Below are 18,816 nucleotides of genomic sequence, written 5' to 3' on the forward strand. Positions count from 1 at the left end.
CGAGCGATGCGCCCGGTTCAACCCGAAGAATAGCAGAGGATGCGAGGCCCTGCGTGAACGCGGCCATCCCGCACGGGAATGGCCCTACTCCACCTTCGCAGGCTGGGGCTGAAGTGCCGATGCATTGGCGATGCGCGCGGCATTCGCCATGCCCGCGAGCGCGGCGGCCTTCTTCGGGTCGGGCGCCGAGCCCGGCTGCACCACACCGGCCGACATGATCAGCGTCGCGGCATCCTCGGTGCTCATGTCGACCTCGACGATCTTGCTCTTGGGCACGTAGAAGAAGAAGCCCGTGGTCGGGTTCGGCGAGCAAGGCAGGAACACCGAGACGTGCTCCTCCTGCCCCGGCAGGCTGCGCGCGACCTCTTCATTCGGCGACTGCGAGATCAGCACGATCGACCACATGCCCGGCGAGGGAAACTCGACCAGGCCGACCTTTCGGAAGCTCGAGCCCTTGCCCGAGAACAGCGTCTCGAACACCTGCTTCAAGCCGCGGTAGATGGCGCGCACCGCCGGGATCCGGCCGAGGAAGGTCTCGCCGATATCGACCAGCGTCCGGCCGATCAGATTGGCTGCGAGGAATCCCACCAGCGTCAGCGTGAAGAATGCGACAATCAGTCCCCAGCCGGGAACGACATACGGCAGGTAGGTTTCCGGCCGGTAGGCCAGCGGCACGAACGGCCGCACCACGCCATCGACCCAGGTGACGAACCACCAGACCAGATAGAATGTGATCGCAATCGGCCCCGTCACCACGAGGCCGGTCAGGAAATAGTTGCGGAAGCGGCCAATCAGGCCGGTATGCGGTTCCGGGATGGGATCAAGCGGCGCAGGCGCGTCGTCGCGGGGGGTCATTCGGGTTCCAGATCGGTCGCTACACTCAAGCTAGGGTTTTCTAGCAGGTTTTGGAAGGGCGCGGCCTGATCCGTTCTGCCTATTCCACGGTCACCGATTTCGCGAGGTTGCGCGGCTGGTCGACGTCGGTGCCCATGATGACAGCCGTATGATAGGCGAGCAGCTGCACCGGGACGGCATAGACCATCGGCGTGAACGCCGCCGCCATGTCGGGCATGACGATGGTGACGAGCGAATCGACGGTCGCCTCCGCCGCGCCCTTGGCGTCGGTCATCAGGATGATCCTGCCGCCGCGGGCGGCGACCTCCTGCATGTTCGACACCGTCTTCTCGAACACCCGGTCGTAGGGTGCGATGACGACGACCGGCATGGTCTCGTCGATCAGCGCGATCGGGCCGTGCTTCAACTCGCCGGCGGCGTAGCCCTCGGCGTGGATGTAGGAGATCTCCTTCAGCTTCAGCGCGCCTTCGAGCGCGAGCGGGAAGCTGGTGCCGCGGCCGAGATAGAGCACATCGCGCGATTTCGCGATCTCGCGCGCCAGCTTCTCGATCTGGAGCTCCGTGGTGAGCGCATCCGACATCAGTCGCGGAATCTCGACGAGGCCGTGGACGAGCTTGGTCTCGTCCTCGTCGGACAATTCGCCGCGGGCCTTGCCGGCCGCGATCGCGAGGTTCGCGAGCACCATCAGCTGGCAGGTGAAGGCCTTGGTCGAGGCAACGCCGATCTCGGGGCCGGCCAGCGTCTGCAGCACCGTCTCGCTCTCGCGCGCGATCGTCGAGGTCGGCACATTGACCACGGCCACCGTGTGCACGCCCTCGGCCTTGGCATAGCGCAACGCCGCCAGCGTGTCGGCGGTCTCGCCCGATTGCGAGATGAAGATGGCGAGATCGCCCTTGCGCAAGGGCGCCTCGCGGTAGCGGAATTCGGAGGCGACGTCGACCTCGACCGGCACGCGCGCGAAACGCTCGAACCAGTATTTGGCGACGAAGCCGGCATAGCTCGCGGTGCCGCAGGCGGTGATGTTGATGCGCTGGATGTTCTTGAAGTCGAACGGCAGCTTGACCGGCAGCGCGACGCGCTCGGTCGCCATGTCGACATAGCGCGCCAGCGTGTGGCCGACCACTTCCGGCTGCTCGTGGATCTCCTTGGCCATGAAGTGGCGGTAATTGGCCTTGTCGACCAGCGAGGTCGCTGCGGCGTGCTTGATCTTGTCGCGCTGGACGGCATGGCCGTCCTTGTCGAAGATCGTGGCGCTCTTGCGCGTCAGCACCACCCAGTCGCCGTCCTCGAGATAGCTGATCGTGTCGGTGAACGGGCCGAGCGCGATGGCGTCGGAGCCGAGATACATCTCGCCGTCGCCATAGCCGATCGCGAGCGGCGGACCGTTGCGCGCGCCGATCATCAGATCGTCATCGCCGGCGAAGATGAAGCCGAGCGCGAAGGCGCCGCGCAGCCGCGTCAGCGCCAGCTTCACCGCCTCGACCGGCTTGTTGCCGCGCGTGAGCAGGTCGTCGACGAGATGCAGCACGATCTCGGTGTCGGTCTCGGTGTGGAACACCGTGCCCTTCTTCTCGAGCTCCTCGCGCAGCTCGCGGAAATTCTCGATGATGCCGTTGTGGACCACGGCGACGCGCTCGGTCGCGTGCGGATGGGCGTTGTTGACGGTCGGCTTGCCGTGGGTGGCCCAGCGGGTGTGACCGATGCCGGTCGTGCCCTTGAGCGGCTCGGCCTCCAGCCGCTTCTCCAGATTCTTCAGCTTGCCCTCGGCGCGGCGGCGCTCGAGATGCTTGCCCTCGAGCGTGGCGACGCCCGCGGAATCGTAGCCGCGATATTCAAGACGTTTGAGCGAATCCACCAATTGCTCTGCAACCGGCTGGCGCCCGAGAATGCCGACAATCCCGCACATGCGGATCAATATCCCCCAAATCGTCGAAAAATCATCAAAACGACGCGCGCAGTTTTTAGCGAAGTTCCTAAGGAACCAGATACTCAATAATTATTGCGAGTTGCTACAATGCAATGTGATCAAACGCAGCCTCTTTCGGGGTATCGCGGTGAGTTTTTCGGGGTATCGCGCTGAATTTTTCCCAAACCCACTTTGTCCGGCCGCACTGACGTCCGACGGCTCCCCGCCGGCCGCGCGCGGTGAACTGCGACAATGTAGACTGCGGGATGGCCATCTTCGTCCCTAGCATTGGCTGTGCCAGCCGGTAAGTTTAACGTCTTAGCTGCGGAATAGGTCGTCATTCTGCGATCGGCGAGGCGGTCGAAACCGCGTTGTCCATATTCATTACTTAAGGAGGCGAGACTACATGAACTCCGCGAAGGCTCGGCTGTTTTTGTTGGCGGTCGCCGGCATCGTTCTTATTTCAACAAATTATGCATCAGCGCAGATCGTGGCGCTTGGCCACAGCGCAGTTCGTGGCGTTGTGGCCGAGTCTGAAATGTGGCCGGCCGTGTTGGAGGGCTTGTTGCGTGCAAGGGGCTCGCAGACCCAGGTTATAAACGCCGGAGTCTACGCTGAAACCACCGATTTAACGCTTGCACGGGTACCGAGCGCCGTCCCGCCGGGAACCAAGATCGTTATCTTGGCCGACAACGCGTTCAATGATCAACGCCGTAATTTCAGTGCCGCACAGTCTGCGGCAAATCTCGCTGCCATCAAGAGCCAGCTAAGGGCGCGGGGCATCAAGATCGTCGATGCGATGGGGATCTACCTCTCGGTACGAGGACAACCCGGAATGAAGGCTCCCGACGGCGTTCACTTGAACGCCGCGGGGAACCAGAAGGTCGCGACCATCTTAGCCGGAATGGTGAGATAGCGCGCGCAACGCCAGCACAGGCTCCTTGGCGGCTGACATGAAGCAATTCCGCGCACAAGAACTCCCGCCCCGCATCGGGTGGGTCTTTCATTGACCGACGAGAGGCCGCCGGCTGAGGGCGGCCTCTCCTCCCTTAGATGATGCTGGTCTTTGTCAGTTTCGGCCCGTGGCCGATTCCCGGCAAGTCATTGTGCGAATTCGCGCGGATGACGACAGCATCGCGCGGCGAACGCCTGAGACCTGCGACCAGGATTCGCGGGCCTTTGACCCCGCGCATTAACTCCGTGTCAACAGATTTAGCCAACGATTCATCGCTTGGAGATCAAGGCCATGAAGAAGGGCTCGTCCGACCGCAAAGGTCTCTCGTCGAAGTATCTGCGTGCCAGCGAGACCTCGGGCACGCACCTTGCGCATTGGCCGCCGCCCCAGCGCGGCAAGGAAAGCAAGCCCGTCTTCGTCAAGCACCCGGAAGGCGAACCGGCCAAGCGCGCCAAGCCGCGCGGCTGGCGCCTGACCCGCGCCATCTTCTCCGAATTCGCCGACGACGAATAGCGTTCACTTCTCCGGCTTCTTGCCGCCCGTCTTCAACTCGCGATAGCGCGCCGCGCCGCCTTCCCTGATGGTCTGCTGGTTGCGCTCGAGCGCCATCGCATCGTCGGGCACGTCCTTCGTGATCACCGAGCCGGAGCCGATATAGGCGCCGTTGCCGATCTTCACCGGTGCCACCAGCGAGGAGTTGGTGCCGACGAAGGCGCCCTGCCCGATCACCGTCTTGTGCTTCTTGAAGCCGTCGTAGTTGCAGGTGATGGTGCCGGCGCCGATGTTGGAATTGGCGCCGACGGTGGCGTCCCCAATGTAGGAGAGATGGTTGACCTTGACGCCGGCCTCCAGCGTCGCCGCCTTGGTCTCCACGAAATTGCCGATCCGCGCACCGTCGCCGAGCGAGGTACCGGGGCGCAGCCGCGCATAGGGTCCGATCGAGACATTCCTGCCGAGCGTGGTCTCGACAATGTGCGAGAAGGAATGGATCACCGTGCCGTCGGCGATCGAGACGCCGGGGCCGATCACCACGAACGGCTCGATGGTGACGTCCTTGCCGAACACGGTGTCGGCGGACAGATAGACGGTCTCGGGCGCGATCAGCGTCACGCCGGCTTCCATCGCCGCCTTGCGCAGCCGCGACTGCATCACGCTTTCGGCTTCCGCGAGCTGCGCCTTGGTGTTGATGCCGCGCACCTCGTCCTCGCTGGTCTCGATCACCACGGACTCCCATCCCTGTTCGCGGACGATCTCGACCGCATCCGTCAGATAATATTCGCCCTTGGAATTCGCATTGCCGATTTTGTCGAGGATCGCGAGCGCGCGGCGTCCGTCGATCGCCATCACGCCGGCATTGCACAGATCGATCTTGCGCTCGTCCGCGCTGGCATCGGCCTGCTCGCGGATCGCGACCAGGCGGTCGCCCTCGACGATGAAGCGGCCATAGCCGGTGGGGTCGGCGGCGCGGAAGCCGAGCGCGGCGAGCGCGGCGCCGTTGGCCAGCGGTGCGCGCAGCCGCGCGAAGGTCTCGGCCGAGATCAGCGGCGTGTCGCCGAAGGCAACCAGCAGATCGTCCACGCCGCGCGCGATCGCCTCGCGCGCCGCCAGCACCGCATGCGCGGTGCCGAGCCGTTCGGCTTGCACGAAGGTGAGCGCATCGGGGCGGATGCGCCTCGCCTCATCGGCCACCGCCTGATGATCCGGGCCGACCACGACGGCAAGCGCGGTATCGGTTCCCTTGGGTGCGGCAGCGAGCACATGGGCGAGCAGCGTCTGGTGGGCGACGGGATGCAGCACTTTCGGCAGGCGTGAGCGCATGCGCGTGCCTTCGCCAGCGGCGAGCACGATCGTGAGGCTGGAGCGGGCGGTCATCGAAATCCTGTCAGATACGGCCGAATCAACTGGCGCGGCAGGCGGCAGGCCGCCCTCATGCTGCCTGCCTTGCTACCCCCGCAAACGCCCGGAATTCAAGTGCGAGGTGCTTTTCCTGTTAATGTTCCCTGATTGATTCGGGGAAGCCGGACAGGGCTGGGCACTTAACGTTCATGGCAAAGGATTCCGACCCACTGGCGGATGCCTTCGGCACCAAGGAGACTGGCGGGCTGTTCTCCGGACTTTTGGCCGAGGAAAGCACGTTCGACCGCCGCATGATGTGGCGGCTGGGCTCCTGGGGCGTTACGGCCGTCGGCGCCGTCGTCATCGCGGTGATGGCCAACCAGGCTCAGCTCGGCTGGCGGCGCGACCAGGTTGCCTCTGCCGATCTCGCGCGCCAGGCCGACCGGCTCCAGCTGCTGACCAGGGAAAGCCAGAACGAGGCCCGCCGCCTCGCCGCCGCCGTCGAGACGCTGAATGCCGATCGCGACCGGCTCTATTCGCGCGTCACCGTGCTGGAGCAAGGGCTCGATTCCGTCACCGGCGCCATCGTAAGGCAGAGCGCAAAGCCGCAGGACACGCCGGCGCCTGACGCACCGCCTGCGGCGCCCAGCGTCGCGCCGGTCGCCTCGATGCCGGTGCCATCCAGCGACAAGCCGCGCGCGGCAGCGGCCAAGGAACTTTCGAAGGACCAGGCGAAGGAGCCGACAAAGGACACTGCGAAGGACGCCGCAAAGGAGCCGTCGAGCCCGCCGCCGCAGAGCGCGGCCGCGGCCTCCCTCGTGCAGCAGTCGCCGGCGACGACGTCGGCGCTGCCGATGCTTCCGCTGGTGCCCTCCAAGTCGATCATGGCGCCGCCAGATCCCGCCGCGTCGAAACTGGTTCAACCCGAGACGGCTGAGAAGACAACCGAGAAGACCGCCGAGAAGAAGACCGAGCCGACACCCGCCCCGACCGAAGTCGCAGCCGCATCGGCCAAGCCTTCGGAGGCAACCGAAAGCGAGGCTCCCGCGATCGCGGTTCAGCAGACGCGCTTTGCGATCGATCTCGGCGGCGCCAATTCGATCGACGGCCTGCGTGCGCTCTGGCGCGGCGTGACCAAATCCAATCCGGAGATCGCAGCGCTGCGGCCGATCATCATGATCAAGGAAGGCACCACTGGCCTTGGCATGCAGCTCCGCCTGGGTGCCGGCCCGCTGATCAACGCCGCCGCCGCCGCAAAGCTCTGCGCGGGCCTCGGCGAGAACGACCGTCACTGCGAGACCACCGTGTTCGACGGCCAGCGGCTGTCGATGCGCGGTGGTTCGGAGAAGGGACAAGAAAAGTCTCAGGACAGGGTTCAGGAAAAGAACGCCGAGAAGAACCCGGACGCCGCGCCGCAAGCCGAGACTGCACCTGCGCCCGCCCCCACCGCCAAGCCGGACAAGCGCCGCCGCAGCTATTCCTCGAAGCGCTCATCAAAGCGCGAGGAGCCCGCGCCTGCACCTGCCGCACAGCAGCCGGCAGCGCCGGCCAAGCCGGAGACGGCGTCGGCGGGATCGACGTTGTCGTCGTTCTTCAGGCGGTAGGGAATGGTGCGTGCCGATTGGATCGGTTAGCTGCCACAAAGATAGCACGCGAGCCAAAGGTCCTGACTGCACTGCCAGTCTAACGGCTTGCGAGCGATGGACAGAAAAGTTGGGTCGCCCCTGTTGCCCCCTCCCTTCAACCCGACCATATTGCGCCCATGACAAAAAAGCCCTTCCGCCTCTCGCCCTACCAGGTGCAGTTCCTGATCGTCGTCGGCTTCATCTCCGTCGGCTACGCGCTCTATGTGCGCTATCTCGCGATCGAGTTCTCGCAAGTCGCGCTCGCCTGCGATGCCGGGCTTCAGACCCTGATGTGCAAGGCGCGTTCGGTTTCGACCGTGCTGTTCAAGAATTCGGTGTTCGGCATCGTCGCGCTGGTGGTTGCGACGCTGAACCTGATGCGGCCGTCGATCGTGCTGCTCACCGCCGGCGTTATCGCCGCCGGCCTCGGCATCGTGCTCTACAATGTCGTGCTGTCGGGCCTGGCGATCGGCCTGCTCATTCTTGGCTTTGCTCGGCCCGCGCCCGCCACAGCGTGAGCGCGAACAAGAGATACATCGCGCAGGTCCACAGCGACTGCCAGTTGTCGCGGCCTTCGTTGAAGAGCACATAGGCCGCCGACAGCGCCAGCACGCCTGCGAACACCGATTCCGCGATCGGACGCACGCCGATCTGCGGACGGTTCAGCATCAGGATCGCGAACGGCACCACCGCCATCGTCAGCGAGGCGTAGGGGAAATCCTTGTAGCGCGGGTCGAACACGAAGCCGAGCGCGGTCTGTGCCGCGATCACCGCCGCCACCGCCAGCGTCAGGCCGAGCACGGCGGTGAGCTTTGACCATTTCCGTCCCTCGCTCGGGCCGAGCAGGTCGAGGAAGGTCGGCAGGCTGCGGCCGATCACCAGCGCCTGCGCGCAGAAGATCGGCGACAGGATCCCGGCCGCGAGCAGCGTGCCCCACAGCAGCCAGCCGCCGATGCCGTAGCTCTCGTAAAACACCTTGTCGGCGCCGATGCCGAGCAGGCTCCCTGCCGTCGTCGCCGAGATGGCGACGCCCAGCCAGGCCGAGAAGCGCGGCGTCCAGGGCCGCCGGCGCAGCGTGATCAGCGCGACCGCGAACACCAGCACACTGAGGCCCATGCCCGCGCCCATGTACCATTTCCAATACGGGAAATTGCTGATCGGCTCGCCCGGCGGATATTTCAGGCTCCGCCGCACCGAGTCGTACAGGCCCCAATAGCCGCCGACGGTGCCTTCCAGCTTGCGCTTCCACGGCTGGTCATAGGACTCGATCAGATTGACGCGAAACTTCTGCGCCTTCGCCAGGCTCAGGATTTCCGAGACGACGCGCGCCTGGTTGGTGCGCGACGGCAGCGCGCCGTCGCGCATGCGGCCCTCGCTCGGCCAGCCGGTTTCGCCGATCAGGATCTCCTTGCCGGGAAACGCCACCGCCATGCGCTCGCGGATCGTCTCGACATGCGCGCTGGCAAATTTCGCCTTCACCGGGAAATCCTCCCAATAGGGCAGGATATGGATCGTGACGAAGTCGACCGCGTCGTAGACTTCGCGGTTCTTCAGCCAGTACTCCCACACATCGGCATAGGTGACGGGCACGCGGACCTGCGGCTTCACCGAGCGGATGATGGAGACGAGATCGGCCGTCGTCATCTCGCCGCGCAGCAGCACCTCGTTGCCGACGACGAGCGCGGTGATGATATCGGGGAACTCCTTGGTGAGGCGAACGGCGAGCGCGACCTGCTCAAAGTTCTTGGTGCGGTTGCTGGAGAGCCAGATGCCCTGGAGCACCTTGAGCCCTCCGACCTTGGCGGCGATCGCCGGAACCTGGTCGAGCCCGTTCTCCATCGAATAGGTGCGGACGCAGTCGGTGATCTCCTTGAGCTGGCGCAGGTCCTGCTCGATCTGGTCGGCCTCGATATGGGTCCATGCGTCCAGCGGCGACTGCTCGCCGCGGAACGGCGCATAGGAGACGCACTGAACCTTGTCGGCGGGATCGATCGGGGCGCGCGCGAGCGTGATTGGCGTGGCCAGCCACCACCACACGGCAGCAATTGCACCCAGTGAAACGAGGAGAAGCGCCAGTGGCGTACGAAGTGAAATCGGTTCCGTCCTCCGCGAAGCGCCGTCGATTACCTGCTCGCGCGCCGTCTGCCAAGGGGGGTGGCCCGAAGCGGATCCCTCCCTCCCCCAAGGAATTTACCTGCGGCCGTTCGACAGAGGCCTAGGATCGTGACTTTGCTGGACAAAATTCGAAATACAGGTCATGCAACTCGCCGGGAATTTTCCGCCGCATTGGAGACCCATTTGGACGCCATCACCGGCGCGTCCGCGGGATCCTGACGCGGGCGGTCAGCGGAGAAGTTGGGGAATTCATGCGGCAACGGGTGCGTCAGTCACGAAATGCGGTCCTGCGGCAGTTCGCCGCCACCTTGGCCGTCACCTCTCTTCTGGCCCTGGCTGGTCTCGCTGGCGCCTCCGCCCAGAGCGGCACGCCCGCCCCCGACCAGGGCAAGGCCGCTGCCCAGCCCGCCGACGCTGCCGCCAAGGACGCCGCCCAGAACCAGCGCCGCACCGACGAGTTCGCCGAAGCCGCCCAGGTCATCAACGGCCCGGCCGGCAACCCCGAATGCGTCTGGCTCGGCCGGCGCGTGGTGCGGCTGATGTGGCGGGACGACCTCGATACCGCGTTCCGTCATCTCGACCTCTACGACCGCTTCGGCTGCCCCGGCGGCCACATCCAGGCCGCCTTCCGCTGCCTGACCCGCTTCGGCGGCCAGATCGATCCCAAGGTCGCCGAGACCCTGGACAGCCGTGTGCATGCCTGCTGGATCAATCCGGCCTCCCAGCCGCAGCAGGCAGCCGCCGCGGCCTCCCAGCCGGCAGCGCCGACAGCAGGCAATGCGCCGGCACCACAGCCCGCAGCGAGCCCCGCGCCTGCGGCAAGTCCGACGCCGGCGCCCCAGAAATAGCAGCGGGTCGCTTCAGCCTTCGTTCAGGAACGATCGGCCAAAGAAACGATTGGCACTGCCGCGCGTTTTTCGAAAAAGGCCATGCCCTCGTAAGGACATGAGGCCATGACAGTTGTGAAACCGCGCGGCAGAGGTATGCTCCATTTGCCGCGGACTCGGTCGGATCTCGGGGTCAGATCCGCTGCCCTGCCACCTCAGCCCCTTTTGGTTTAGCCGCGATGCGCGTTGTCGCCGCCGTTCTGTTGCTCGTGTCAGTGCTCCACGCGGGCATCTGGGGAGTCTTGCGCGATAGGGAACCTGCGCCCGACTTCAGGGGGCTGCTCCCCAGCGTCTCCTACGCGCCGTTCGAAGGCTCGGCCCACCCCGACATCGACAACACCCCGACGGTGGAGAAAATCCGCGCCGACCTAAAGACGCTGTCGACCATGACGCGCGCGATCCGCCTCTATTCGTCGACGGGCGGCGTGGAACTGGTGCCGCCGATCGCGGCCGAGTTCGGCCTCAAGGTCACCGTCGGCGCCTGGATCGACAGGGACAAGGATCGCAACGAGCGCGAGATCAAGGCCGCTATCGAGCTTGCCCGCAAGAACAGCAACGTGAACGGCGTCGTCGTCGGCAACGAGGTGATCTATCGCGGCGAGCAGAAGGTCGAAGACCTCATCGAGATGATCAAGCGGGTCAGGAGCGCGGTCCGCGTGCCCGTGACCACCGGCGAGATCTGGAACATCTGGCGCGACAATCCGGAGCTCGCATCCAACGTCGATTTCATCGCCGCCCACGTGCTGCCCTATTGGGAAAACTTCCGCTCGGACCAGGCGGTCGACCAGGCCGTCGACCGCTACAACCTGCTGCGCAACCTGTTCCCGGGCAAGCGCATCGTGATCGCCGAATTCGGCTGGCCGAGCGCGGGCTACAATTTGCGCAACGCCGACCCCGGTCCGTTCCAGCAGGCGCTGACCTTGCGCAACTTCGTCAGCCGCGCCGAAGCCATCGGCATGGAATACAACATCGTCGAGGCGATCGATCAGCCCTGGAAGTTCTTCGAAGGCGGCGTCGGTCCGTACTGGGGCATCCTCAACGCCAGCCGCGAGCCGAAATTCGCCTGGACCGGCCCGGTGGAGAATCCTGACTACTGGAAGCTGATGACGATCGCGCTGCTGGTCGGCATCCTCTTGTCGCTGCCGATCCTGCGGCTGCAGCAGCCGACCGCCAAGCAGGCGTTCCTGCTGTCGGCAACCGCCAACGGCGTCGGCGCCTGGGCCGCCACCGTGTTCGCGTTCTGGAACGGCCACTATTTCATCTTCGGCTCGGCGTTCGCGCTGACGCTCGGCATGATCCTGCTTGTTCCGCTGGTGCTGATCGCGATGGCGCGCATCGACGAGATCGCGGCCGTGGCCTTCGGCCGGCCGCCGCAGCGGCTGCTCGCCAAGAGCAAGCCGGTCGAGAACGTTCCCGAAAATTACTACCCGAAGGTCTCGATCCACATCCCCGCTTATTTCGAGCCGGTCGAGATGCTCAAGCAGACGCTCGATGCGCTGTCGCGGCTGAACTACCCGAACTACGAATGCGTGGTCATCATCAACAACACGCCGGATCCCGCCTTCTGGCAGCCGATCCAGGACCATTGCCGCGCGCTCGGTGAACGCTTCAAGTTCATCAACGCCGAGAAGGTGCAGGGCTTCAAGGCCGGCGCGCTGCGCATCGCGATGGACCGCACCGCCGTCGATGCCGAGATCATCGGCATCCTCGATGCCGACTATGTCGTCGACCCTGACTGGCTGAAGGACCTCGTGCCGGCTTTCGCCGACCCGCGCGTCGGCCTCGTGCAGGCGCCGCAGGAGCATCGCGACGGCGATCTGTCGATCATGCACTACATCATGAACGGCGAATATGCCGGCTTCTTCGACATCGGCATGGTCCAGCGCAACGAGGCGAACGCCATCATCGTGCACGGCACGATGTGCCTGATCCGACGCGCCGCGATGGACATGGCCGGCGGCTGGTCGAGCGACACGATCTGCGAGGACTCAGATCTCGGCCTTGCGATCCAGGAACTCGGCTGGGTCACGCATTACACCAACCACCGCTACGGCCAGGGCCTGCTGCCCGACACCTACGAGGCCTTCAAGAAGCAGCGTCACCGCTGGGCCTATGGCGGCCTCCAGATCGTCAAGAAGCACTGGCGCCACTTCCTGCCCGGCCGGAGCCGGCTGACGCCGGACCAGAAGCGCGAATATGGCCTCGGCTGGCTGAACTGGCTCGGCGCCGAAAGCCTCGGCGTGGTCGTGGCGCTGCTCAACCTCGTCTGGGTGCCGATCGTCGCCTTTGCCGACATCGCCATCCCCGACAAGATCCTGACGCTGCCGATCATCGGCGCCTTCATCGTCTCGCTGGCGCATTTCCTGTCGATGTACCGCGCGCGCGTCGCGATCAAACCCGGCCAGATGCTGGGCGCGATGATCGCGGCGATGAGCGTGCAATGGACGGTGTCGCGCGCGGTGGCGCAGGGACTGATCACCGAGCACATCGCGTTCGCGCGCACCTCCAAGGGCGGCCTGTCCAGGATGTCGATCGAGTTCCAGGCGTTCTGGGAGGCCGTGATCGGCGCCCTGCTCCTGATCGGCGCCGGCGTGCTGATCGCCTCCAACAGTTTCAGGCAGATCACCGAGATCTACATCTTCGCCGGCGTGCTGGTGCTGCAAAGCCTGCCGTTCCTGGCGGCGGTGGCGATCGCCATCCTCGAGCTCAGCCGCATCAACTCGTTCCAGTTCTGGCGCGACAGCGCGATCCGCACCGCCGAGCTGATCGGCCTGCGCCCGGTCGCACTGCCGACCCCCGCCGGCACGTCGCAAGCCGTGCCGAACGAGGTCCGGCGCGAGGCGAACTGACGGTACGAACGCCTGCCGGCGCGGGTGAAACCTCCGCACCGGCAAGCCACCGGCGCTGTTCGGCGTGGATAGCGGCCGCCAATCGGGTTGAAAATTCCGGCTTAAGCTGCGGACACCGCGAGCAAATCCGCGCTCCTGCCAAGAGTTTCGGCAGCCACCCGCGCTATTGACCTCAGCGCCCCATCCCCCTACACAGCGCGGGCCGAAAGCATGATCCGGAAACAGCCGGTTTTTCCCCGCGACGCGAGCTTAAGCGCTGCGGCAAGACATGCTTCTCGAAATGACCGAAGACGATGGTGATCTCTTGAAGCCATCAGCGGCCATGGGAGCGCGTAGCTCAGCCGGTAGAGCACGTGACTTTTAATCACGGGGTCCTGGGTTCGAGCCCCAGCGCGCTCACCAAACTAAATCAAAGACTTAATCCCAAAACATCAAAGCAAAATCGCAGTCCGATTCCCGGGCATGCACACACCGTGCACACTCGCTGAGAACCGACCATGACCGCACTCATGATCGGCGGAGGCGCCCTCCTACTGCTGCTTGCACTCGCCGTCACCGGCCTGCTGCTAGTCGTCATGAAGGCCCAACAGCACGACGCCGGGATCGAATAACGGCGGCTCTCCACACCCACGACCGGCAGTAGCTCGCGCGCTTCTCGAGCCGCTAGGAATCGATAATTTGCAAGGCGCTCACGATACCGCTTTGATCTCGGCATGCCTCCTCCTGTCCGACGCCAAACGACCACGCTCGTTGACGGCCGCCCGGTCAAGATCACCTTCGGCGAGATGCGGGAGATGGGCTTGCGCGGCGTGCTGGTCTATTGCCATTGCGGCCATCACGTTGCCTTGGATGCCGACCATTGGCCTGACAAAGTAAGGCTATCGGATCTCGAGCCGCGATTTGTCTGCCACTCGCGGTGCCGACGTTCGGCCGGACTTCGACTGGAACGCCAAAGCGCCTTTCGGTGGCTGGGGCTATCGTTAGCCACTTAAAGGACGGCCCCGGCCGTGGCTCTAGGGGGTAGGAAGGCCGGGGCCGCTGGAGGTGCTGGACTGCGTCGATCCAGCGACCCGAGCCTAGGAAATTCGGCATTCAGCTCTGTTCGCTTTCACACCTTGGCAGTACGGTTCCCCTCAGGGAACGGAGTAACTGCAATGAAAGACATGCAGGCTCAATTGGAAAAGCTCCGCACAGATGCCGCTGAGTGCGCCCTCATCCGTGACTTGGCGACTGACCCGAAGAAGCGAGAGCTTTTTACGAAGTTGGCTGATCACCTGACGGTTCTCGCCTCAGAAGTTGAACGCGCAATCGCGGACAGCGTGAAGCGGACCAGATGAAGGCGGGCTTAGGCGGCCTTTCGAGGAGCCGATCAGGTCAGGGTCCGCCAACGGCGCTTTGACGCATCGGGAAAAATCGGCAATACTCGCCGTATGGTTGCTCTCGATGAGATTGCAGATGCCAGCCGCCGCGAAGCTGACCGCGCGCATCGACTGAGATTAGAGGGTCTGGTCGAGGACATCCGGAAGACCATAGAGGGACCGAGCAGCGCCAAAAAGAAGGTGGCACGGATCAGAGAGCTGCTCGCCGTCCCGGGCTATCGCGCCCAAGAGTAGGCCCGCCATGTTGAAACTGACCGCCACCTGAGGCGGCCTTACTTCCAGAACGTCAGCACTGCTAGAGCCACGACAGGTGTGAGCCCTAAACAGATAACGGCTATACGAAATAGTATTTCGCTCCACATAGCCGGGAAAAAGTAGCACCTACAACTTAGTCGCACAATCCAAAATTGTACGCCGATTGTGGCCCGCTAGCGTGAACTGGCGGGCCATCGCTGAGGTAAACTAGGCGAACTGTTCCTGAAGCTGCTTCGCAGGCTCGCCGCCCACCATTTCGATCATTAGATCGCGCGCCATTTTTCTGTGCCAATCCGTTTCTGCGCATTGCGTCGGTTGGGGACTCCGTAGCGAGATTAGAAAGCCTGTTATCAAAGACATCAGGCGAATTCATCAAACAATATTCCGCCGACATCCTGAAATCACTATCGAAGCATAATGGCACCCAACTCACACAAGGCGGCTGCTCAATACCGCACTCAGCATTCGCCGGGATACTTGATGCAGTTCGCAACCTCGTTCTCGATTGGGCGATCGAGTTAGAGCGCGCTGGAAGGTTCATTCCATCATCAACGTGGATACCATCCATTCAATGACCGGCAACATCGGCGCCGAGATTCATTCGGGCGATATAACGCATGCACCTCTAAGTATCGAACGCGTTAGGAATTTGGTCTCGCAGGTCAAGGCACATACGCACACGCTCACGAATGAAGGCGTCGACGGCAGAGAGCTGGCTCAAGCTCTGGCTGCCATCGAAGCTCAAATTCAAAATCAAGACACCAGCTTACTGCGCCTAGCCCTCAAGCGACTGCAGGAGGTGATCGTAAAAGCATCGGGCAGTCTCGTTGCACAAGGCGTGCTCGCATTGCTTCATCAAGTGCTCGGCACGGGCGTGCCGAAGGTCTAGGTGCACACTGCGCCCAACTCAAAGCTTAACTTCTGGATTCCACCACGCGCCATCACACCACCCCCGCTCTCGGATACAGGATCGGCCGGTTGAAGTTGCTGTTCGCCACTACGGGCGCCCCACCCGGCTCGCTGAAGCACAGAGCCACGGAGGCGCCCTCGTCCGCTGCTTTCGCGGCCAGGTCGGCGAGTTGTGCCGGCCCGACGAGATAGGACGCCTTCATGTCGGCGCTGACGTGATTGTGCCAATGTCGCCCGACCGCGTCCTTGGACAGTCCGAACTTCGTAGCCAGGCTGTCGAGCGAGGCGCCGCCCGCACGCAACAGTTCGATCCGCCAACGCTCGTCATGAGCGCAGACGGTGCATTTAGGTCCCGTTTTCATCTGCAAAAATCCGGCGCGAATTGCGCCATGTGGCCCTAAAGTGGCCCCCGAAAGTGACATTTCGGTTTCACATCAAATATGCAAAGCAATGCAAGCAGTTGAAATTCAGACCCCGTGATTAAATATCGTGAGCGCGTTTGAAAGCGATTGAAACGAAGTGCGACAACGCCGAAGAGTGGCGCGGATTGAAGAACGGCTTCGGGTCTCACGCAGGCAATTGTTTATGGTTCAACTGTCCCGCGACGGGTCGGCGGCAATACAATTCTTGCGCGCGCTTGAACTTAGCAGCAACAATGAAGACACATTATCACAGGCTTTGATCCGGCAAAGGATCATGCTGTCGGAAATGAGGGTATCAGATGGTCACGTATCGTCTATCGAAACCCCGAATTGTGAAGCAACCATCGATAGGAACTGGCGACGACGAAGTTTCACTGCCCGTATGTTGGGCTTGCGCCCTTAGCTCCTGGCTTGAAGCCACTCGCGGGGTCAGTTGGTCATATAGCTCAATCATCCAAATGTTTCAGATGTACTGCAATGGAAATGCGCTCGATCTCGGGTACTTCGATGAGATAGCAAACAGCCTCTCGATCAACATGGAATACGAGGAAATCGACAGAGCCGACCTCACGTTCGACTATGTATACGAAAAGATGTTTCCTCTGGTGGCGACGTCCGGGAACCATGTCTACATAGTAATGAAAGGGAAAAACCCAGCTCATGTAGTCGTCGCTTATGGCATTCAGCGGGACAATACCGACTACATCGCGATTATGGATCCGCTTCGGGGTGTGCTCGCGGCTCCTACCCTTTCTGCCTTCAGAAACAAGGCCACTGGCTTCTTGATAGGCTGGGCCCGGCGATAACGATTGTGAAGCCTACGTCGGCGGCGCAAAATGACCCTGTCGCTGCGGTGGTTGGTTCACCCCTGAACCACGCGAATCCATGGCGTTAAGCTCCCGCTCGCCGGCACCGGTCAACGTCCAACCGCTGCGCTCTGAACGGATCAGCTTTTGTTGCTCCAGCTTTTGCGCGAGCCGGTACACGCGGCTGTCGCTCATCCCGAGCAGCTTGCCGACATCGCGGCGGCTTTTGCGCGGATGCTGATCGATGGTCTTCAGTAACGCATCCTCGTCCCGCTCGTTCGCCCGAGTTACGGTGACAGTGCACTCAACCAAATGCGCATTCTGCCCCGTTAAGTGCACTGTCACCGGAATTTCCGATAATTTGACTCCGCGCATGCGGCACCATTTTTGGCGGGATGCCTCGCCCGATAAAGCGGACGATTCCAACCTGCGTCGATGGCCGCCCGGTGAAGATCACCTTCGGCGAGATGCGTGAGAAGGGCGTCCGGGGCGTTCTGATCAATTGCGCTGACTACCGCTGCGGACATTCTACCGCGCTAAGCGCGAACCGCTGGCCAGATGACGTGCGGCTGTCCGACATCGAGCGGCGCTTCATCTGCACTGCCTGCGGCGAGCGCGGCGCTGACGTCCGGCCAGACTTCAATAGGGACGGGCTGCCGACACCGGCGATGGGATATCGATAGAGGGGAAAAACGGCCCCGGCCGTGGGGTGTCGTGGTGGGCGTTGAGGCCGGGGCCGTGGGTGCTTGGACCTTGGGGAAGCTCAAGCAGGTCCAAGCTTACTCACAGCTCGGAGCGCCGTTCTGTTCGTTTCCCAACATTGGCAGTAGTCTTCCGGACAGGAACGGCAAACTCTTGCGCAACGAACGACCGAACGAGCTAGGGACCGCAGCGGTTCCCTGTTGCGGCCCTTCCGAGCCGGGCAGCCCCTCACGGATAACGTCTCGGTGAATGAAACCGTTTACCGCATCACGCGAAGCACTCAGGAAACAATCCGCGCGCAGTCTCCCGTCATTCACGAGGGGATCTCAAGATGATCGTTCTCAAAATCCTTGCTGTTGTTGTTGGAGCCGGCATCCTTTTCACGATGTACTCGGGCGACCTGGGCGCCGACGTCGTGCTCGCCATCATGGCCTGCTTGGCATGACCGGAAGACCCGCCAGCGTGAGCTGGAAGGTCAGTCATCCCAAGCGCCTTGCCTGGCCCTATCCTCAGCTCTCCGGAGCCGAAACCGTAGCCGGCGTACTCAGCGGAGCTCCTCCCACCGAAACAGGCCCGACGGATTGCGGTTGCCGGACCATCCGTTTGCGCATCGCTGCGGACAGTCCATAGCGAGCGTTCGCCCTTCGGATGGAGGATGTGACATCCGACATCATTGCACCTTGCAGCGAGTCCACCTTCGCAATCAGCGTGGACAATTGCGAAGATATCTTCCTCACATCGACCCGTTCGTCCGTGATGCTCTGTCGCAGCGACAGGAGCACCATTGAATCCTGCTGCAGCAGAGCTGCATTTTGCTGCAGTGCCTGGCTGTTCTCCTGCAGCGAAGCCGTGTGTTGCTGCTGGGCCGACTGGATATCCTTCAAGGCGGCGACAACCGGATCCGGCTTTGGCGCGGCAGCCTCCCGGCGCGGAAGCAGCTCGGCCAGACTGCCGATATTCAGCGACGAAAAATCGGATGGCGACGTATAGATCGCCGCCGAGCCGTTGATGGCGAGGGCGCACACCGACAATGCCAGGAGCGATTTCCGGCTGGAACGCCTGACCGGGACTGGAGCTTCCGCGGCTGCGGGCTCGGATGCTGCTGCGGCGGCTGCAAGTGCTGCAGGGTCGAGTTGTTCGACGAGGCCTGGCGCTTCGAATGTCGTGGTCACGTGTATCGACCTCAAATGAGCGAGCAAAAGGAAGCCGTCGCCGAAACGTCCTCGCGACGCCTCCTTTACGCAGCACCCATCTACACAACTGTCTAAAATTGTGAGCTTTTTGGATTAATTCCACGTTAGCGACGTGGCCACCT

The 18,816-nt window shown here is 63.0% G+C and carries 18 protein-coding genes, 1 tRNA gene and 1 pseudogene; 13 read left to right on the forward strand and 7 right to left on the reverse strand.

Annotation, left to right across the window (positions count from 1 at the left end; genetic code table 11):
- Window positions 1–84 precede the first annotated feature (84 nt).
- Both XI08_RS35705 and glmS read right to left on the reverse strand, forming a co-directional pair.
- Window positions 85–855, reverse strand: a complete 771-nt coding sequence (locus XI08_RS35705) for a DUF502 domain-containing protein (protein WP_027542896.1) — start codon at window positions 853–855, stop codon at window positions 85–87.
- 79 nt (window positions 856–934) lie between these two features.
- Entirely contained in the window at window positions 935–2,761 is a 1,827-nt protein-coding gene (glmS, locus tag XI08_RS35710) for a glutamine--fructose-6-phosphate transaminase (isomerizing) (protein ID WP_271578005.1), read from the reverse strand.
- 406 nt (window positions 2,762–3,167) lie between these two features.
- Between glmS and XI08_RS35715 the strand changes: the two genes are divergently transcribed.
- Window positions 3,168–3,677, forward strand: a complete 510-nt coding sequence (locus tag XI08_RS35715; RefSeq protein ID WP_271578006.1) for a GDSL-type esterase/lipase family protein — start codon at window positions 3,168–3,170, stop codon at window positions 3,675–3,677.
- 330 nt (window positions 3,678–4,007) lie between these two features.
- The gene (locus XI08_RS35720; protein ID WP_271578007.1) at window positions 4,008–4,229 is read left to right on the forward strand and encodes a hypothetical protein; all 222 of its coding nucleotides are present in this window, start codon (window positions 4,008–4,010) and stop codon (window positions 4,227–4,229) included.
- Window positions 4,230–4,232: 3 nt separating this feature from the next.
- On the opposite strand, the gene glmU is transcribed toward XI08_RS35720, so the two are convergent.
- Window positions 4,233–5,588 (reverse strand): bifunctional UDP-N-acetylglucosamine diphosphorylase/glucosamine-1-phosphate N-acetyltransferase GlmU, encoded by a 1,356-nt coding sequence (gene glmU, locus XI08_RS35725; RefSeq protein ID WP_271578008.1) that lies wholly within the window; start codon window positions 5,586–5,588, stop codon window positions 4,233–4,235.
- A 173-nt stretch (window positions 5,589–5,761) separates the two neighbouring features.
- On the opposite strand from glmU, the gene XI08_RS35730 reads away from it, so the two are divergent.
- Entirely contained in the window at window positions 5,762–7,156 is a 1,395-nt protein-coding gene (locus XI08_RS35730; RefSeq protein ID WP_271578009.1) for a hypothetical protein, read from the forward strand.
- A 158-nt stretch (window positions 7,157–7,314) separates the two neighbouring features.
- Window positions 7,315–7,695 carry a hypothetical protein gene (locus tag XI08_RS35735; protein WP_271578010.1) on the forward strand — a complete coding sequence of 127 codons (381 nt, stop codon included), beginning with the start codon at window positions 7,315–7,317 and terminating at the stop codon, window positions 7,693–7,695.
- On the opposite strand, the gene XI08_RS35740 is transcribed toward XI08_RS35735, so the two are convergent.
- Window positions 7,655–9,214: a glycoside hydrolase family 17 protein gene (locus XI08_RS35740; RefSeq protein WP_271578011.1), complete on the reverse strand. Its 1,560-nt coding sequence runs from the start codon at window positions 9,212–9,214 to the stop codon at window positions 7,655–7,657. The two genes, XI08_RS35735 and XI08_RS35740, sit on opposite strands and share 41 nt — an antisense overlap.
- A gap of 329 nt (window positions 9,215–9,543) precedes the next feature.
- Between XI08_RS35740 and XI08_RS35745 the strand changes: the two genes are divergently transcribed.
- The 7 genes and pseudogenes from XI08_RS35745 (at window position 9,544) to XI08_RS35770 (ending at window position 15,551) form a co-directional block, all read left to right on the forward strand.
- Window positions 9,544–10,140 (forward strand): beta-1-3, beta-1-6-glucan biosynthesis protein, encoded by a 597-nt coding sequence (locus XI08_RS35745; protein ID WP_271578012.1) that lies wholly within the window; start codon window positions 9,544–9,546, stop codon window positions 10,138–10,140.
- A gap of 218 nt (window positions 10,141–10,358) precedes the next feature.
- Window positions 10,359–13,028 carry a glycosyltransferase gene (locus XI08_RS35750; RefSeq protein WP_271578013.1) on the forward strand — a complete coding sequence of 890 codons (2,670 nt, stop codon included), beginning with the start codon at window positions 10,359–10,361 and terminating at the stop codon, window positions 13,026–13,028.
- Window positions 13,029–13,354: 326 nt separating this feature from the next.
- Window positions 13,355–13,430 (forward strand) — tRNA-Lys (locus XI08_RS35755).
- Between the two features lie 311 nt (window positions 13,431–13,741).
- Window positions 13,742–14,012, forward strand: a pseudogene (locus XI08_RS35760) (hypothetical protein).
- Window positions 14,013–14,182: 170 nt separating this feature from the next.
- Window positions 14,183–14,365, forward strand: coding sequence for a hypothetical protein (locus tag XI08_RS35765; protein WP_271578014.1), 183 nt, complete (start codon window positions 14,183–14,185; stop codon window positions 14,363–14,365).
- A gap of 602 nt (window positions 14,366–14,967) precedes the next feature.
- Window positions 14,968–15,237: an AbiTii domain-containing protein gene (locus XI08_RS46465; RefSeq protein ID WP_442869895.1), complete on the forward strand. Its 270-nt coding sequence runs from the start codon at window positions 14,968–14,970 to the stop codon at window positions 15,235–15,237.
- A complete protein-coding gene (locus XI08_RS35770; RefSeq protein WP_271578015.1) occupies window positions 15,234–15,551 on the forward strand; it encodes a hypothetical protein in 318 nt (105 codons plus the stop codon). Before XI08_RS46465 ends, XI08_RS35770 begins: the two co-directional genes overlap by 4 nt.
- Before the next feature lie 52 nt (window positions 15,552–15,603).
- On the opposite strand, the gene XI08_RS35775 is transcribed toward XI08_RS35770, so the two are convergent.
- Window positions 15,604–15,933, reverse strand: coding sequence for a hypothetical protein (locus XI08_RS35775; RefSeq protein WP_271578016.1), 330 nt, complete (start codon window positions 15,931–15,933; stop codon window positions 15,604–15,606).
- Between the two features lie 518 nt (window positions 15,934–16,451).
- Here XI08_RS35775 and XI08_RS35780 point away from each other — a divergent pair.
- Window positions 16,452–16,799 (forward strand): hypothetical protein, encoded by a 348-nt coding sequence (locus XI08_RS35780; RefSeq protein WP_271578017.1) that lies wholly within the window; start codon window positions 16,452–16,454, stop codon window positions 16,797–16,799.
- Between the two features lie 12 nt (window positions 16,800–16,811).
- On the opposite strand, the gene XI08_RS35785 is transcribed toward XI08_RS35780, so the two are convergent.
- Entirely contained in the window at window positions 16,812–17,174 is a 363-nt protein-coding gene (locus XI08_RS35785) for a winged helix-turn-helix domain-containing protein (RefSeq protein WP_271578018.1), read from the reverse strand.
- Between the two features lie 71 nt (window positions 17,175–17,245).
- Here XI08_RS35785 and XI08_RS35790 point away from each other — a divergent pair, with 71 nt between their 5' ends.
- A complete protein-coding gene (locus XI08_RS35790) occupies window positions 17,246–17,482 on the forward strand; it encodes a hypothetical protein (protein ID WP_442869891.1) in 237 nt (78 codons plus the stop codon).
- 528 nt (window positions 17,483–18,010) lie between these two features.
- Here the strand turns inward: XI08_RS35790 and XI08_RS35795 are convergent.
- On the reverse strand, window positions 18,011–18,679 hold the full coding sequence (locus XI08_RS35795; protein ID WP_271578169.1) for a hypothetical protein: 669 nt from the start codon (window positions 18,677–18,679) through the stop codon (window positions 18,011–18,013).
- Window positions 18,680–18,816: the final 137 nt, after the last annotated feature.

The organism is Bradyrhizobium sp. CCBAU 11361 (assembly GCF_028128935.1).
Classification (GTDB): domain Bacteria; phylum Pseudomonadota; class Alphaproteobacteria; order Rhizobiales; family Xanthobacteraceae; genus Bradyrhizobium; species Bradyrhizobium niftali.

Coding starts and splice junctions, on each gene's coding strand:
- XI08_RS35705 (WP_027542896.1), bottom strand. CDS start 855: ATGACCCCCCGCGACGACGCGCCTGCGCCGCTTGATCCCATCCCGGAA.
- glmS (WP_271578005.1), bottom strand. CDS start 2,761: ATGTGCGGGATTGTCGGCATTCTCGGGCGCCAGCCGGTTGCAGAGCAA.
- XI08_RS35715 (WP_271578006.1), top strand. CDS start 3,168: ATGAACTCCGCGAAGGCTCGGCTGTTTTTGTTGGCGGTCGCCGGCATC.
- XI08_RS35720 (WP_271578007.1), top strand. CDS start 4,008: ATGAAGAAGGGCTCGTCCGACCGCAAAGGTCTCTCGTCGAAGTATCTG.
- glmU (WP_271578008.1), bottom strand. CDS start 5,588: ATGACCGCCCGCTCCAGCCTCACGATCGTGCTCGCCGCTGGCGAAGGC.
- XI08_RS35730 (WP_271578009.1), top strand. CDS start 5,762: ATGGCAAAGGATTCCGACCCACTGGCGGATGCCTTCGGCACCAAGGAG.
- XI08_RS35735 (WP_271578010.1), top strand. CDS start 7,315: ATGACAAAAAAGCCCTTCCGCCTCTCGCCCTACCAGGTGCAGTTCCTG.
- XI08_RS35745 (WP_271578012.1), top strand. CDS start 9,544: ATGCGGCAACGGGTGCGTCAGTCACGAAATGCGGTCCTGCGGCAGTTC.
- XI08_RS35750 (WP_271578013.1), top strand. CDS start 10,359: ATGCGCGTTGTCGCCGCCGTTCTGTTGCTCGTGTCAGTGCTCCACGCG.
- XI08_RS35765 (WP_271578014.1), top strand. CDS start 14,183: ATGAAAGACATGCAGGCTCAATTGGAAAAGCTCCGCACAGATGCCGCT.
- XI08_RS35770 (WP_271578015.1), top strand. CDS start 15,234: ATGACCGGCAACATCGGCGCCGAGATTCATTCGGGCGATATAACGCAT.
- XI08_RS35775 (WP_271578016.1), bottom strand. CDS start 15,933: ATGAAAACGGGACCTAAATGCACCGTCTGCGCTCATGACGAGCGTTGG.
- XI08_RS35780 (WP_271578017.1), top strand. CDS start 16,452: ATGTTTCAGATGTACTGCAATGGAAATGCGCTCGATCTCGGGTACTTC.
- XI08_RS35785 (WP_271578018.1), bottom strand. CDS start 17,174: ATGCGCGGAGTCAAATTATCGGAAATTCCGGTGACAGTGCACTTAACG.